The 13,563-nt window shown below is 47.5% G+C and carries 10 protein-coding genes; 5 read left to right on the forward strand and 5 right to left on the reverse strand.

Annotation, left to right across the window (positions count from 1 at the left end):
* Nucleotides 1-52: 52 nt before the first annotated feature.
* Together F0265_RS22510 and F0265_RS22515 are read right to left on the reverse strand one after the other, a co-directional pair.
* Nucleotides 53-1,045 (reverse strand): M48 family metallopeptidase, encoded by a 993-nt coding sequence (locus F0265_RS22510; protein WP_171750419.1) that lies wholly within the window; start codon nucleotides 1,043-1,045, stop codon nucleotides 53-55.
* Nucleotides 1,045-2,220 (reverse strand): YjgN family protein, encoded by a 1,176-nt coding sequence (locus F0265_RS22515; RefSeq protein WP_171750420.1) that lies wholly within the window; start codon nucleotides 2,218-2,220, stop codon nucleotides 1,045-1,047. The genes F0265_RS22510 and F0265_RS22515 overlap by 1 nt, the downstream gene beginning before the upstream one ends.
* Nucleotides 2,221-2,518: 298 nt before the next feature.
* On the opposite strand from F0265_RS22515, the gene F0265_RS22520 reads away from it, so the two are divergent.
* Nucleotides 2,519-3,256 carry a transporter substrate-binding domain-containing protein gene (locus F0265_RS22520; RefSeq protein ID WP_171750421.1) on the forward strand — a complete coding sequence of 246 codons (738 nt, stop codon included), beginning with the start codon at nucleotides 2,519-2,521 and terminating at the stop codon, nucleotides 3,254-3,256.
* Here the strand turns inward: F0265_RS22520 and F0265_RS22525 are convergent.
* A complete protein-coding gene (locus tag F0265_RS22525; protein ID WP_171750422.1) occupies nucleotides 3,253-4,215 on the reverse strand; it encodes a D-2-hydroxyacid dehydrogenase in 963 nt (320 codons plus the stop codon). The genes F0265_RS22520 and F0265_RS22525 overlap by 4 nt on opposite strands.
* Nucleotides 4,216-4,244: 29 nt before the next feature.
* Nucleotides 4,245-4,982, reverse strand: a complete 738-nt coding sequence (locus tag F0265_RS22530; RefSeq protein WP_019277973.1) for a pseudouridine synthase — start codon at nucleotides 4,980-4,982, stop codon at nucleotides 4,245-4,247.
* Between the two features lie 187 nt (nucleotides 4,983-5,169).
* On the opposite strand from F0265_RS22530, the gene F0265_RS22535 reads away from it, so the two are divergent.
* Nucleotides 5,170-6,441, forward strand: a complete 1,272-nt coding sequence (locus F0265_RS22535; protein ID WP_064488730.1) for a divalent metal cation transporter — start codon at nucleotides 5,170-5,172, stop codon at nucleotides 6,439-6,441.
* Between the two features lie 62 nt (nucleotides 6,442-6,503).
* Here the strand turns inward: F0265_RS22535 and rapA are convergent, their stop codons facing one another.
* Nucleotides 6,504-9,413, reverse strand: a complete 2,910-nt coding sequence (gene rapA / locus F0265_RS22540) for an RNA polymerase-associated protein RapA (protein WP_171750423.1) — start codon at nucleotides 9,411-9,413, stop codon at nucleotides 6,504-6,506.
* 473 nt (nucleotides 9,414-9,886) lie between these two features.
* Here rapA and F0265_RS22545 point away from each other — a divergent pair, with 473 nt between their 5' ends.
* The 3 genes from F0265_RS22545 to pyrB all read left to right on the forward strand — a co-directional run bounded on the left by F0265_RS22545 (nucleotide 9,887) and on the right by pyrB (nucleotide 13,563).
* Entirely contained in the window at nucleotides 9,887-11,263 is a 1,377-nt protein-coding gene (locus F0265_RS22545; protein ID WP_171750424.1) for a PhoH family protein, read from the forward strand.
* A gap of 118 nt (nucleotides 11,264-11,381) precedes the next feature.
* Nucleotides 11,382-12,386, forward strand: a complete 1,005-nt coding sequence (locus F0265_RS22550) for an ornithine carbamoyltransferase (protein WP_171750425.1) — start codon at nucleotides 11,382-11,384, stop codon at nucleotides 12,384-12,386.
* 247 nt (nucleotides 12,387-12,633) lie between these two features.
* Nucleotides 12,634-13,563, forward strand: coding sequence for an aspartate carbamoyltransferase (gene pyrB, locus F0265_RS22555; RefSeq protein WP_029236336.1), 930 nt, complete (start codon nucleotides 12,634-12,636; stop codon nucleotides 13,561-13,563).

Below are 13,563 nucleotides of genomic sequence, written 5' to 3' on the forward strand. Positions count from 1 at the left end.
ATAGATAGAGAAAAGGCAGCGAATTCGCTGCCTTTTTTATCTCTGTGATTCGTTATTCGCGCGCGGCCTGAATGCGCAGCTCAAAATCAGGGTGACTGCTCATCCATTCTGGCATTTCCAACATTTCTTGTTGTCTGAACAACTCAAACATCTCTGCCATCGCTTCACTACTGCCGTATATATCCACCATTGCTTGTCGAGCGTAAGCGTCAGCTTCCAGTTCAGCGTCACGAGAGTGACCATTGGAAAGGAAGAAAACCCCTAGCCCAGCCAAGTTATCCACCACTCCCGAGCTTTCACCGGTTAACACTGCAACCCCAACTGAAAGTAAACTCGAATGGACTAACCTTTTGATCATATGGCGATGATGAACATGACCTAGCTCGTGAAGGATAATGCTATCGAGTTGTTGTTCATTCTCAGCCAGAGTAACCAAGTCGTCGAGTAATACGATTTTCCCACCCGGCAATGCAAATGCATTGGCGCCAAGCTCTGAGGAGCGAAACACCACCTCAATGGGATAAGGTAACGCTTCCAACTGTGTGACATGCAGAGCCACACGTTGGCTGATCGCTTGCTGCTCTTGCGGGCTCAACTCGCTCTCTTGCCAGCTGTTATCAAAGCTTTCGAGCACTTTATCGCCCAGCGCCACAGCAACGTAATCAGGGATAGCATTAGCGACCTTCTCACTGGTCCATGGCAAGACATAAAAGTAACTGCCTAATACCACTCCGATACACACTACCGCTGACAACAACCAGGCTAACCAGTTGGCTTCCATCTTATCAATGGTACTGCTTCTGCGATTTTGCTCCAGCCAGTGGCTTACTTCTGCCGTTCTTTCAACCACAAATACCCAGCCATCGGGGAACTTAAAACGCACGGGCAGATTACCAACAGGGACACTGATATCGGCGTATTGCTGATCACAACTGATGATTTTCCCGTCAACACGTAAACTTAATGCATTGGCTTGAGTGACATCCAACTTGGCAGGATGACGCTCCGAGCTGCGTGGCGGAAACGCCACCCCGTCAAATAGCATTAGCTAATTCCGATACCTAGATCAAAGGCCTGCGCCACTTCATCCGATACTGCAGATTTGACATTTGAATCTTGGTCTGTCGCCTTCAGCACACTCATATCGCCAAACACCACGGTGTTATCAGCAACATAGCGGGACGTTCTTACCATAACCCAAGGTCTAGCAATACTTAGCGTCACCACCTGTAGTAAGAAGTTAGAGACAACCAACCAAGTGTACCCTCTCGCAGTCAGTGATGACTTAAAGGTGTATCGCTCGTCTGACTCTTGCTCCAACTTCGCTTGTAGCTGATCAAAGATGTAATTACGTAATCGTGTTGTGGTGTACGCTGTCAGGCCGATAGTCAGAGTGATGATCGCTAGGTAGGCTACAATAAACACCGTAACCTGAGATACACCCATCAACGAGCTGAAGTCTCCATTCTGAAGCGCGGTAAAATCGAAACCGCTGAATACTGTCAGAGACATTGCAATCATGAGAACAATCGACGCAACAATACCCAAGCCTATCGCTTTTAGATAGGTTTTGAGGAAGAAGCCCGTTTCCAGTTCAGCACTGAACTTCCAATCTCCGTATCGATAGCCATTAGAAAAATACTTATGCGCGCCAGCCACAACCCATGCATACAACACAGCCATGAACACAAAAGACGCAATACCTAATACCGTTGCGGCTACTCCAGACACACTGGCGACAGCCACGACCACACCAATATAAATAGCCATCGCTAGCAAAGCGCCTAAACCTCGGCCCATAAGTGCCATATAGGCGTCTTTCAATGAAGAGTCAAAAGAGAAATGAACATTGCGGTAACTCGTCATTGCAGCATCAAAGCGGGCATTGCTCCATAACAACCAAGGTAAAGCAATGTAGAAAACCAGTAATAGAGCGGCACTCACTGCTGGGAAAAAGCCGTTCGCCACGGCCCAAACCAATAGCACCGCTACAGCGACTAAACGTCCTTTGAGGATTTGCATCGGCTCAGCATGGTACTCAAAGTTATCATTATCGATATAGGTATTACCGTAGAAATAACGTTTGGTTCTGACCTTTGCCCAAGCTGAATAGATACCAAAAGTGATGATGGTCAGCAGAACATTGACTATCCAAATGCCAAAGAATTCGCCTCCCTTTCCCTTAAACTCAACGGGATTTGTTATATGTTTTTGTTCCATTTATTACATTTCCTGACGTAGTTGACTAAAACACAAGGCAAATAATTTCTTACATTTCATTCCCAGCGTCTATGTCTTAATAACAAGAAAATGCAACCAGTTGATGTACATCACAAATAATATGGAGTATTAACACAATAATTTTACATATAGTGGACGTTAAAAACATTTGCCCGTGAAATATCAAACGCTTATTGCTTGATTTTGACCTTGTTTCCGTACGTTTTTGACCGTTAGTGATCCAATCGAGCGTGTCTCTTCTAGAATTACTTAAGAGGACACCAAATAAGGAACCCTGATGTTGAAGAAATCCTTGTTAGTTATTCCCTTGCTTCATTGCTTGTTTACCTTGTCAGCCTACGCTGAGAACACACACCAAACTGTCAAGATCACAGCCGGAGGTTGGCCACCGTTTATCGGTCAGAACCTTGAGGGCTATGGTGTCGTCGCACAAACCATCAAACAGGTTTTTGCATTGCAAGGTTATGAGGTGGCTTTCACTTTCTATCCTTGGGCCAGAGCTTATGAGAAAGCTCAAAGTGGCGAATATGATGCCACTGCGGTGTGGATGTTTGATGAAGAGCGGACGCAGCATTTCTATTACAGTGAGCCAGTGTCACAAGAGCAATTTGTCTTCTTTCACCACAAAGACTTAGCGTTTGATTGGTCTGATATAGATGACCTCAAAGGCTATAAGATGGGTGGAGGGCTAGGTTACAGCTATGGGGAAGATTTGGATGCCTTAATCGATGCCAAAGAGGTCAGCATAAGCCGGGTCAACAGCCCCAGTCAGAACCTGCTGCGCCTTAACCACAAACGCATCCAAGTCTATCCGGAAGAACGCCAAATCGGCATGTATCATCTCAGCCAGCAACCAGAAGAGATTCAGAATAATATTACCTATCACCCGAAACCCTTTCTCAATAACGACGGTTTCGTGATGTTCTCGAAACAAAGCCCAAGAGGAAAAGAACTGTTAGAGATCTTTAACCAAGGGCTTATTAAGTGGCACCAACAGCAATCTAAAGGCCACTAAACGACACGGTTTTGTTCCCGCCCTTGATGAAAGGCAGTAATGTTATCCATCAGGATGTTCGCTAAATTCTGAATCGATGAGTCACTGCCCCACGCAACGTGTGGAGTCAGGAGCAAATTAGGCAAACTCATGTTAGCGAGCAGCGGATTGCTGTCGTCCGCTGGCTCTTGGCTAAATACATCGACACCAGCACCAGCAATCGTGCCTCGTTTTAAGGCCTCAACCAGAGCCGATTCATCAACCAACCCACCTCGACCAGTATTGATCAGCACACTACCCGGCTTCATTTGAGCCAACTCATGACGCCCAATCAAATGATGAGTCCGTTCATTCAACGGACAATGTAGCGTCAAGACATCAGCCATCATCAACGCCTGCTCAAATGGCAGGTAACCTTTTCGGCAATGATTCGCGCCTTTGTGTTCGGCATAAATGACCTGCATACCAATCGCCTTCGCCAGCGCGGCAGTAGCCTGACCTAAAGCTCCTGAACCAACAACGCCCAACGTCGAGCCTGCTACGTCACCAATTGGATGAGTAAAGAAGCAAAACTGTTTATTGCGCTGCCATTCCCCTTTGGCAATATCATTGTGGTAACCCATCAAATTGCGCTTAAGCGCGAATATCATCCCAATCACGTGTTCAGGCACCGATTGAGTGGCATAGCCCTGCACGTTCGTGACAGCGATGCTGTGCTCGCGGCAGTAATCAATGTCGATATTGTTGAAGCCAGTAGCCGAGACAGCGATCAGTTTGAGATCCGGTAGTTGGCGCAACACCGCCGCATCTAATACGACTTTATTCGTGATCACGATTTGAGCGTTTTTCAGCCGTTCTACCACCAACTCAGGGCTGGTGAAATCATATTCAATCCATTGGTGATCAAAAGGAAGGTGAGGTAATTCGATATGAGTTGGGATCGTCGCACGATCCAAGAACACAACATTAGGCAGCGACATGGTTTCTCCTTTCGCTGCCTAGAGTGAAATCATGGACGCGGCAGCGTTTTATAGTCCGGCAATTCTCGCACAGGATCGAAATAGTTAAAGATCAACGCCTCCGCTTCAGGATAGAAATCACAAGGAACAAAAATACTGCGTAGACGTTCATCTTGAGGATGGTAAAAACTCAATTCAGCCGCATGCAGTTCAAGACGGTTGGAGAATTCAAAGGCTTCTCCCTGTGAATAGAACTCATCTCCGACAATCGGATGTCCTAAAGCCTGCATATGCACACGCAGCTGATGTGAACGCCCAGTTATAGGCAGTAACCTGACGATGGTGGTCTGCTCTTCCCGCTTCGCCACCTCAAATAAGGTTTTTGATGGCTTACCCTGTTCAAAACAGACTTTCTGCTTCGGCCGATTTGGCCAATCACAAATCAGTGGAAGATCCACTTCTCCCTCTTGTTGTTCAACGTGTCCCCATACACGAGCATAGTAGACCTTATGCGTGAGGCGAAACTGAAACTGCTTTTTTAACGCCGATTCTGTGGGTTTGTTCTTGGCAAACAGCATCAAACCTGAAGTTGACATGTCAAGACGATGAACCGGTTGGATGTCAGGATAGATGTCTTTCAAGCGGCTCCACATGCTGTCGTAATGCTCTTCAGCCCTGCCCGGCACAGACAAAAGACCCGATGGCTTATTCACCACAAGGATGCCTTCGTCTTCAAATACTCGTTCAATCCATGGCTCGGTGGGTGGGTGGTATTGCTGCATAGCCATAAAACATCTCAATCAGATTTATAACTCAGCCAGTATATCAGAGTCATGCCTGTGACGGCGTTTCCACATCCTAGTATGTTTTAGCTTTTTTCATGTAAATTATATTTAACGCCTTGATTGCATATGATATTCATACCCGCCATTGACAAAGCACAATCACTAACGACAAAAACATCAAGGAACACAAATGGAAACGATCTCCGCTTCAGAGAGCCAACCCAAATACTCTCTGTCACAACTCGTCCGTTCGCTAGGCCCAGGGATCATGATGGCCGCCGCCGCGGTAGGAGGATCACATCTGGTCGCTTCAACAAAAGCCGGGGCGATTTACGGTTGGCAGCTAGCCGCACTCATTTTGTTAGTTAACTTTTTTAAGTACCCATTTTTCCGTGCCAGTATTCAATACACCATGGGCACCGGAGAAAGCTTGGTCGAAGGTTATGCCAAGCTTGGCCGACCTTACCTATGGCTGTTTGTCGCACTGAGCGTTATTTCCGGCATCGTCAATACAGCCGCCTTACTGCTCTTCAGTGCTAGCTTGCTGGGTTACTTCATTCCCTTCGACCTCTCGACCACAAGCTTGTGCTTAATCATCTTAGCCACCTGTTTAACGATTCTGTTTGCTGGTCACTACAAAGCCCTCGACTCCTTATCGAAAATCATTATGGCGGTACTGACCATTGCAACCCTGACTGCGGTCGCTATCGCGGTGGGTAACCCTGTCGATGCGGCTCCTGCTTTTGAAGCGCCCTCTCCTTGGTCAATTGCCGCCATCGGCTTTATTGTCGTAACCATGGGCTGGATGCCAGCACCGATTGAAATTTCCAGCCTGACATCAATGTGGCTTAAAAGTCAGCAACGCCACCAAAAGGTAACGGCTCGTTCCGCTTTGTTTGATTTCAATGTGGGCTACATCGGTACGGCGATTCTGGCGATTGTCTTCCTTGCACTGGGTACTTTGGTCTTACACGGCAGCAATATTGAATTATCTCAATCGGGTGTAGGCTTTTCGCATCAGCTGGTTGGGCTCTACGCGTCAACCATTGGCGAATGGTCACGTTACCTAATTGCAGCCGTTGCGTTCTTCTGTATTTTTGGCAGTACGATTACGGTGATTGATGGCTACGCTCGAGTGATTTCAGAATCTCAACGCCTACTGCGTAAGCAAAAAGAGATGAAGCCTAAAGTGACTCAGGGTTGGATGTTACTTATCTCCGCTGCGGCACTATCGATCATCGTATTCTGGGCAGCGGCACTACTGCCGATGCTTGATTTTGCGATGATTTTGGCCTTTATGACCACTCCATTTTTTGCGCTGCTTAACTATATTCTGGTTTCAAAATCTCAGTTGCCAGAACCTTTGGCGCTCAGCAATAAACTGAAATGGCTTTCTATCACTGGCCTTGTCTACCTGTTTGGTTTCTTGGCGGTATTTGTGTGGTGGAAGTGGCTGATGTAGTCAAATAGCGACCAACAAAAAAGGCCTTCAGATGAAGGCCTTTTACCGCAAGTTGCGTAAAATCAGTTGTGAGATACAACAATCATACGCAGCGAGTCCAGTTGATACTGAGCTTGAGCAATGTAGCCATTCAGATCTTTAATTTGCGCTTCAATCGCTGCTAGTTCTTCATCACGGATGTTTGGGTTAACCGCTTTCAATGCTTGCAGTCGTTCCAGCTCCGCATTCAAGCTCGCCTGCATTTCCTGTTGCGCCTCTGCACGTACGGCTTCGACTTTTTCGACAATCAACGCTTCACCAGCGGTAATCATCTGATGAACCTGAGCCTGAACTGACGACACTAGTTTGGTCGCCATATGACGACCTACTGGGCTAAGTTGGCGGTTAAAACTTTCAAACTCAACCTGCTGAGATAAGTCACTGCCTTTGCCATCCAACATCAAACGGATTGGTGTTGTCGGCAGGAAGCGGCTGATACCACTGCGCTTTGGCGCCTGAGCATCAACTTTATATACCAATTCAAGCAGCATAGTGCCTACTGGTAACGCTTTGTTCTTTAGTAAAGATACTGCCGTTGCACCGACGCCTTCACTCATCAATAAGTCGATACCACCCTGAATCATCGGGTGCTCCCAACTGATGAAGTTCATGTCTTCACGAGACAACGCCGTTTCACGATCAAAAGTGATCGTCGCACCTTCATAAGGCAGGCCAGGGTAACTTGGCACCATCATGTGTTCAGATGGCGTCACAACCAAGGCATTTTCCCCTTTGTCGTCCTGATTAAGACCAATGGTATCAAACAGACTCAACGCAAAGGTCACCAGATTGGTATCACCATCGGTGGCTGCAATCTTATCGACGATCTGCTGCGCTTTTTCGCCACCATTGGAATGCATTTCCAGTAAGCGGTCACGCCCTTGCTCAAGTTGAGACTTAAGCTCTTTATTCATCGCAGCTGATTCGCTGATCACATCATCGAGTTCGGTAACGTCACCTGAAGCCAGCATTTCAATCAAACGATCAGAGAACTTGTCATACACCGCGCGACCTGTCGGGCAAGTTTCAGCAAATACATTCAGGCCTTCATCGAACCAACGCGCCAGAATCGCCTGTGAAGTTTGCTCCAGATAAGGAACGTGAATATCAATATCACGACTCTGACCAATACGGTCCAGACGACCAATACGCTGCTCAAGTAAGTCGGGATTAAATGGCAGATCGAACATCACCAGTTGGTTTGCGAACTGGAAGTTACGGCCTTCTGAGCCAATTTCACTACAGATAAGGACCTGAGCGCCGCCCTCTTCCTGCGCAAAGTAAGCAGCCGCTTTATCACGCTCCAGAATCGACATACCTTCGTGGAACACGGTGGCACGGATACCTTCACGTTCACGCAGCGCCTGCTCCAGCTGCAACGCTGTGCTCGCACGAGAAGCAATAACCAAAATCTTGTCACTGCGCTTTTGTTTGATCTTCTCAATCAGCCAATTGACACGTGAGTCAAACTGCCACCAGCTAGCATCATCGCCTTCAAACTCTTGGAAGATTTCTTCTGGGTAAAGATTTTTCAGCGCACGTGCTTCAGGGCTGATTTTGCCACCGATCATGCCCGAGACACGCATAGACGTTGTGTACTGTTGAGGAATCGGCATTGGCAGTAGGTTCACGTTACGCACCGGGAAGCCTTTGATCGCTGCTCGGGTGTTACGGAACAGCACGCGTCCGGTACCATGGCGGTCCATCAGGTTGTCGATCAGCTCCTGGCGAGCTGCGGCTTTGGCTTCTTCTTCGCTGTCACTTTCAATAATGCGGAACAGAGGCTCAACATCCTGCTCGGACAATAATTCGGTAATCTGATTTTTAGCATCATTCTCAAGCTGTTGACCAGAGAACAACGCGCTCACTGAATCCGCTACTGGCGCGTATTGCTCTTCTTCTTCAACAAATGCTTGGTAGTCGTAAAAGCGATCTGAATCTAGCAAACGCAGGCGGGCAAAGTGACTCTCACGTCCCAATTGCTCTGGGGTTGCGGTCAGAAGAAGTACGCCCGGCGTGCGCTCTGCCAGCCCTTCAATCACCTGGTACTCACGGCTTGGCTGCTCTGGGCTCCATTCTAGGTGGTGCGCCTCATCGACAACCAACAAATCCCACTCACCTTCGAGCGCTTGCTCAAAACGCTTACGGCTCTTGCGTAAGAAATCCAGTGAACACAGTACGTATTGCTGGGTATCAAACGGGTTATCTGAATCGGCAAACGCCTCAATACAGCGCTCTTCATCAAAAATCGAGAAGTGCAGATTGAAGCGGCGCATCATTTCCACCAACCATTGATGCTGCAACGTTTCCGGTACCACAATCAGAATACGTTCCGCTCGGCCTGCCAGCACCTGCTGGTGGATGATCATCCCAGCTTCAATGGTTTTACCTAGGCCGACTTCATCGGCTAATAAAACGCGAGGCGCATGACGACGACCAACTTCATGAGCAATGTAGAGCTGGTGAGGAATCAGACCAGCACGCATGCCACACAGACCACGCATCGGGCTTTTATGCTGCTCATATTGGTTCATCAATGCACGATAACGGAGCACAAAATTATCCATGCGATCAATCTGACCAGCGAACAATTTATCTTGCGGCTTGTTAAAACGGATTTGGTTGCTGAGCATGATTTCGCGCAGCATCACCTCTCGCTCTCCGCTGTCTTCGCGGGTACCGATATAGGCAAACAGACCTTGGTCCTCGACCACTTGCTCAATCTTAAGTGACCAGCCTTGCTGACTGTCAACGACATCACCAGCGTTAAAGGTTACTCGGGTAACTGGCGCATCATTACGAGCGTATACTCGGTTCTCTTCTGAAGCTGCAAACATAAGTGTCACAGTACGAGCATCCAATGCTACTACAGTCCCTAAACCTAAATCGCTTTCCGTATCGCTGATCCAGCGCTGGCCCAAAGCAAATGTCATGAATCGACTACCTCATCTGTTTAATTCAAAAATGGGTCTATTTATCTTAGTTGTTCTTGCGTGACTTGAAAGGCAACTGACGGGGAAGTGAATGGTCAGCAGTCACGCCAAAAAGGTCGCTCATATTACTCGAAGCTGTGATATTGGTCACGCACAAACACCTCAAAAAACAACAAATTTTTCTCTATCTTTTGCATGACATCAAAGTGTAAGAAAAGAGTGGCAAATCTAAAAAAGAGAGTTGGAAATCTGACTTATACTCACAAATGAGAATGCAGGCGATGGTGTCAATTTTTCGACTGGCACGAGAGATGCATTATTTCGGATGACGATCAACACGGGTTTGTAGCATATCAGCTAACCGACAGCGATCTCTGAGCGACTTAGCGACATGCTGCAAGCAACCGCAGGTAGGCCATCATCACAAGCGATTGTGAATGGCAAACAAGCCGCATCACGGCAAGGAGACGCTTATGGGTGACACGGATCGGAAACTTTTTGTCCTAGACACCAACATCCTTCTTCATGAACCTTTAGCCATCTATTCCTTTCAAGAACACGACGTGGTCATTCCAATGACCGTCCTCGAAGAGCTCGACCGAATCAAAGACAGTAAACGCGACGTTGCCCGCGATGCCCGAGTGGCCATCCGTGCAATGGAAGCTATGTTCAAAGACGCCACACCAGATGAAATCTCTGAAGGCATTCCCATCAACCGCGATAAAGAAGACACCGGCCATATCTCTATTCTCGCCGATTTTGAGCTGCAAGAAACCGTTAAGGCATTTGCAGACAAAGCTGGCGATAATCGCATTCTTAATGCGGTGCTTTATCTGCAAAATAAACGTGCACCACGTGAAGTGGTTCTGATCACCAAAGACATTAATATGCGCTTGCGCGCCAAAGGCGCTGGCGTTCGCTTCGTTGAAGACTACCGTACTGACCAATTGATTGATGACGTTCAGTACCTGACTAAAGGCTTCCAACAAATCGAAGGCGACTTCTGGAGTAATATCGAAGAAGTCGAGAGTAAGAACCTTGGCGGTCACACCTTCCACACCCTAGACCGAGAGCCTTTTGAACCAACGTACATCAATCAGTATGTCATTGATGAAGAAAGTGACTTTGCAGGACGGGTGGAAGAAATAAACCCTGAAAAGGTGACACTCAAAGATCTCAGCCGCGAGCGCATGATGCATCGCCGAGCGTGGGACATCACACCAAAGAACATTTATCAGGGCATGGCGTTAGATGCCTTACTCGACCCTGATATCGATTTGGTGATTCTCACCGGGGCAGCGGGCAGTGGTAAAACGCTACTTGCGATGGCGTCCGCTTTGGAGCAAACCATTGAACACGGTATGTTTGACAAGATCATCGTTACACGTAACACGCCAGATATCGGCGAATCGATTGGCTTCTTGCCCGGCAGTGAGGAGGAAAAAATGCTGCCTTGGTTAGCGGCGGTAACGGACACACTGGAAGCGCTGCATAAGCACGACCACTGTACGGAAGGCTCACTGAAGTACATCTGCGACAAAGCCAATATACAGTTTAAGTCGATCAACTTTATGCGTGGCCGCTCAATCCAAAACGCGTTTGTCTTACTGGATGAGTGTCAGAACCTGACTGCTTCGCAAATCAAAACCATCATCACACGCTGTGGTGAAGGTACTAAGATAGTCTGCTCGGGTAACCTGGCGCAGATTGACTCCCACTACCTCACCCCTGTTACCTCAGGATTGACCTACATGGTTGAACGCTTCAAAAACTTCGAAGGCAGCGCTAATGTCCACCTAAATGGTGTCGTTCGCAGTCGTCTGGCTGAGTTTGCAGAAGAGAATTTATAGTCACAAAAAGCGGGATATTATTTATATCCCGCTATAATTTTAAAATAATTATTCACAAACATCACATAACTATGTTTAACTAGTCCTATTAAAATAATGAGCAATGAAGGACTGAAGCATGGCTTTCAATCTACGTAACCGAAATTTCCTTAAGCTTCTCGATTTCACCCCAAAAGAGATCCAGTTTTTACTCGATCTATCTGCAGATCTTAAGAAGGCAAAATACGCGGGCACAGAACAGAAAAAGCTCGTTGGTAAAAACATCGCCCTGATCTTTGAAAAAGCCTCTACTCGCACCCGATGCGCGTTTGAAGTAGCAGCCTTCGACCAAGGCGCACAGGTGTCTTACATCGGTCCATCCGGTTCACAGATCGGTCATAAAGAGTCGATGAAGGACACTGCGCGTGTATTGGGCAGAATGTATGACGGCATTGAATATCGAGGGTTCGGCCAAGATATCGTCGAAGAGCTGGGGCAATACGCTGGTGTACCCGTGTGGAACGGTTTGACCGACGAGTTTCACCCCACTCAAATACTGGCCGATTTTCTCACCATGCTTGAACATGGCCGCGGTAAGCAGCTCCATGAAATCAAGTTTGCTTACTTAGGCGATGCACGCAACAACATGGGTAACTCTCTATTAGTGGGGGCTGCCAAAATGGGCATGGATATACGTCTCGTCGCCCCTAAAGCTTTCTGGCCAGAAGAAGAACTGGTGGCAAACTGCCAACTGATTGCTCTGCAAACCGGGGCAAAAATCACGTTGACTGAAAACGTTGATGAAGGCGTTAAAGATTGCGACTTCCTTTATACTGACGTGTGGGTTTCAATGGGCGAAGCTCCAGAGGCTTGGGATGAGCGAGTTGCTCAAATGAAGCCTTATCAAGTCAATATGGACACCCTAGATAAAACCGGTAACCCGCAAGTCAAGTTCATGCATTGCTTACCGGCATTTCATAATGATGAAACCACCATAGGCAAGGAAATCGCCGCCAAATACGGTATGAATGGGCTGGAAGTTACTGAAGAAGTGTTCGAGTCTGACCACTCAATTGTGTTTGATGAAGCAGAGAACCGCATGCACACGATTAAAGCTGTGATGGTCGCAACACTCGGTTCATAACACCAACAAAAATTGCACCATAAAGCTTCGATGTAATCGCTTGCGTTAACAAATCTTCAGCGTATAATGCTCGGCAATTTGTCTGGAGGTAGTGACCAAATGCCACGTAAAACGTGTTCTACAAAACGATTTACATTAGGTAAGCCAAAACGCTTACTGGCTGGTCTTTTTACTATTTCCACCGATTTTTAAAGCCTCCCTATTGGGAGGCTTTTTTATTGCCTAAATTGCAGATGGGACGATGATTATGACGAACACGCTTTATAACAAGCACATTATCTCAATTCCTGAGCTTTCTCGTGAAGAGCTGGAACTGATTGTCAAAACCGCAGGTCAACTCAAAGCAGAGCCTAATCCTGAGCTGATCAAGAATAAGGTGATTGCCAGCTGCTTCTTTGAACCTTCTACCCGTACTCGTCTGTCTTTTGAAACCGCTATCCAGCGTGTCGGTGGCAGCGTAATTGGTTTTGATAATGGCGGTAACACTTCGCTCGCCAAGAAAGGAGAAACCTTATCGGATTCGGTTCAGGTCATCTCTTCTTATGTCGATGCCTTTGTCATGCGTCATCCACAGGAAGGCGCTGCACGATTAGCTTCTGAATTCTCCAATGGTGTACCTGTCATCAACGCGGGTGACGGAGCGAACCAACACCCAACTCAAACTCTGCTCGATCTGTTCTCAATTGCCGAAACGCAAGGCCGCCTCGATAACCTCAACGTTGCCTTTGTCGGCGACCTGAAATACGGCCGTACTGTTCACTCCCTAACGCAGGCCCTAGCGAAGTTTAACAATGTTCGTTTCTACTTCATCGCTCCAGAGGCACTGGCGATGCCAGATTACATTTGCGAAGAGCTGGATGAAGCTGGTATTGAATACAGCATGCACACGGACATGGAAACCGTCATCCCTGAGCTGGACGTGCTGTATATGACTCGAGTTCAGAAAGAGCGCTTTGATGAGTCGGAATACGCGCACATCAAATCCGCCTACATCCTTACTGCAGCGCTGCTGGAAGGTGCACGCGACAACCTAAAAGTACTACACCCGCTGCCTCGCGTGGATGAAATCACTGTTGACGTCGATAAAACGCCACACGCCTATTACTTTGAGCAGGCTGAAAATGGCGTCTATGCGCGTGAAGCCCTACTTGCTCTCGTTTTAAACCAATCACTGTAA

Source organism: Vibrio sp. RE88 (assembly GCF_013113835.1).
Classification (GTDB): Bacteria; Pseudomonadota; Gammaproteobacteria; order Enterobacterales; family Vibrionaceae; genus Vibrio.

What these genes read in the sequence shown, in the direction of transcription:
- F0265_RS22510 (WP_171750419.1), bottom strand. Translation starts at nt 1,045, where the DNA reads ATGCTATTTGACGGGGTGGCGTTTCCGCCACGCAGCTCGGAGCGTCAT.
- rapA (WP_171750423.1), bottom strand. Translation starts at nt 9,413, where the DNA reads ATGACATTTGCTTTGGGCCAGCGCTGGATCAGCGATACGGAAAGCGAT.
- F0265_RS22520 (WP_171750421.1), top strand. Translation starts at nt 2,519, where the DNA reads ATGTTGAAGAAATCCTTGTTAGTTATTCCCTTGCTTCATTGCTTGTTT.
- F0265_RS22515 (WP_171750420.1), bottom strand. Translation starts at nt 2,220, where the DNA reads ATGGAACAAAAACATATAACAAATCCCGTTGAGTTTAAGGGAAAGGGA.
- F0265_RS22525 (WP_171750422.1), bottom strand. Translation starts at nt 4,215, where the DNA reads ATGTCGCTGCCTAATGTTGTGTTCTTGGATCGTGCGACGATCCCAACT.
- F0265_RS22545 (WP_171750424.1), top strand. Translation starts at nt 9,887, where the DNA reads ATGGGTGACACGGATCGGAAACTTTTTGTCCTAGACACCAACATCCTT.
- F0265_RS22550 (WP_171750425.1), top strand. Translation starts at nt 11,382, where the DNA reads ATGGCTTTCAATCTACGTAACCGAAATTTCCTTAAGCTTCTCGATTTC.
- F0265_RS22530 (WP_019277973.1), bottom strand. Translation starts at nt 4,982, where the DNA reads ATGGCTATGCAGCAATACCACCCACCCACCGAGCCATGGATTGAACGA.
- F0265_RS22535 (WP_064488730.1), top strand. Translation starts at nt 5,170, where the DNA reads ATGGAAACGATCTCCGCTTCAGAGAGCCAACCCAAATACTCTCTGTCA.
- pyrB (WP_029236336.1), top strand. Translation starts at nt 12,634, where the DNA reads ATGACGAACACGCTTTATAACAAGCACATTATCTCAATTCCTGAGCTT.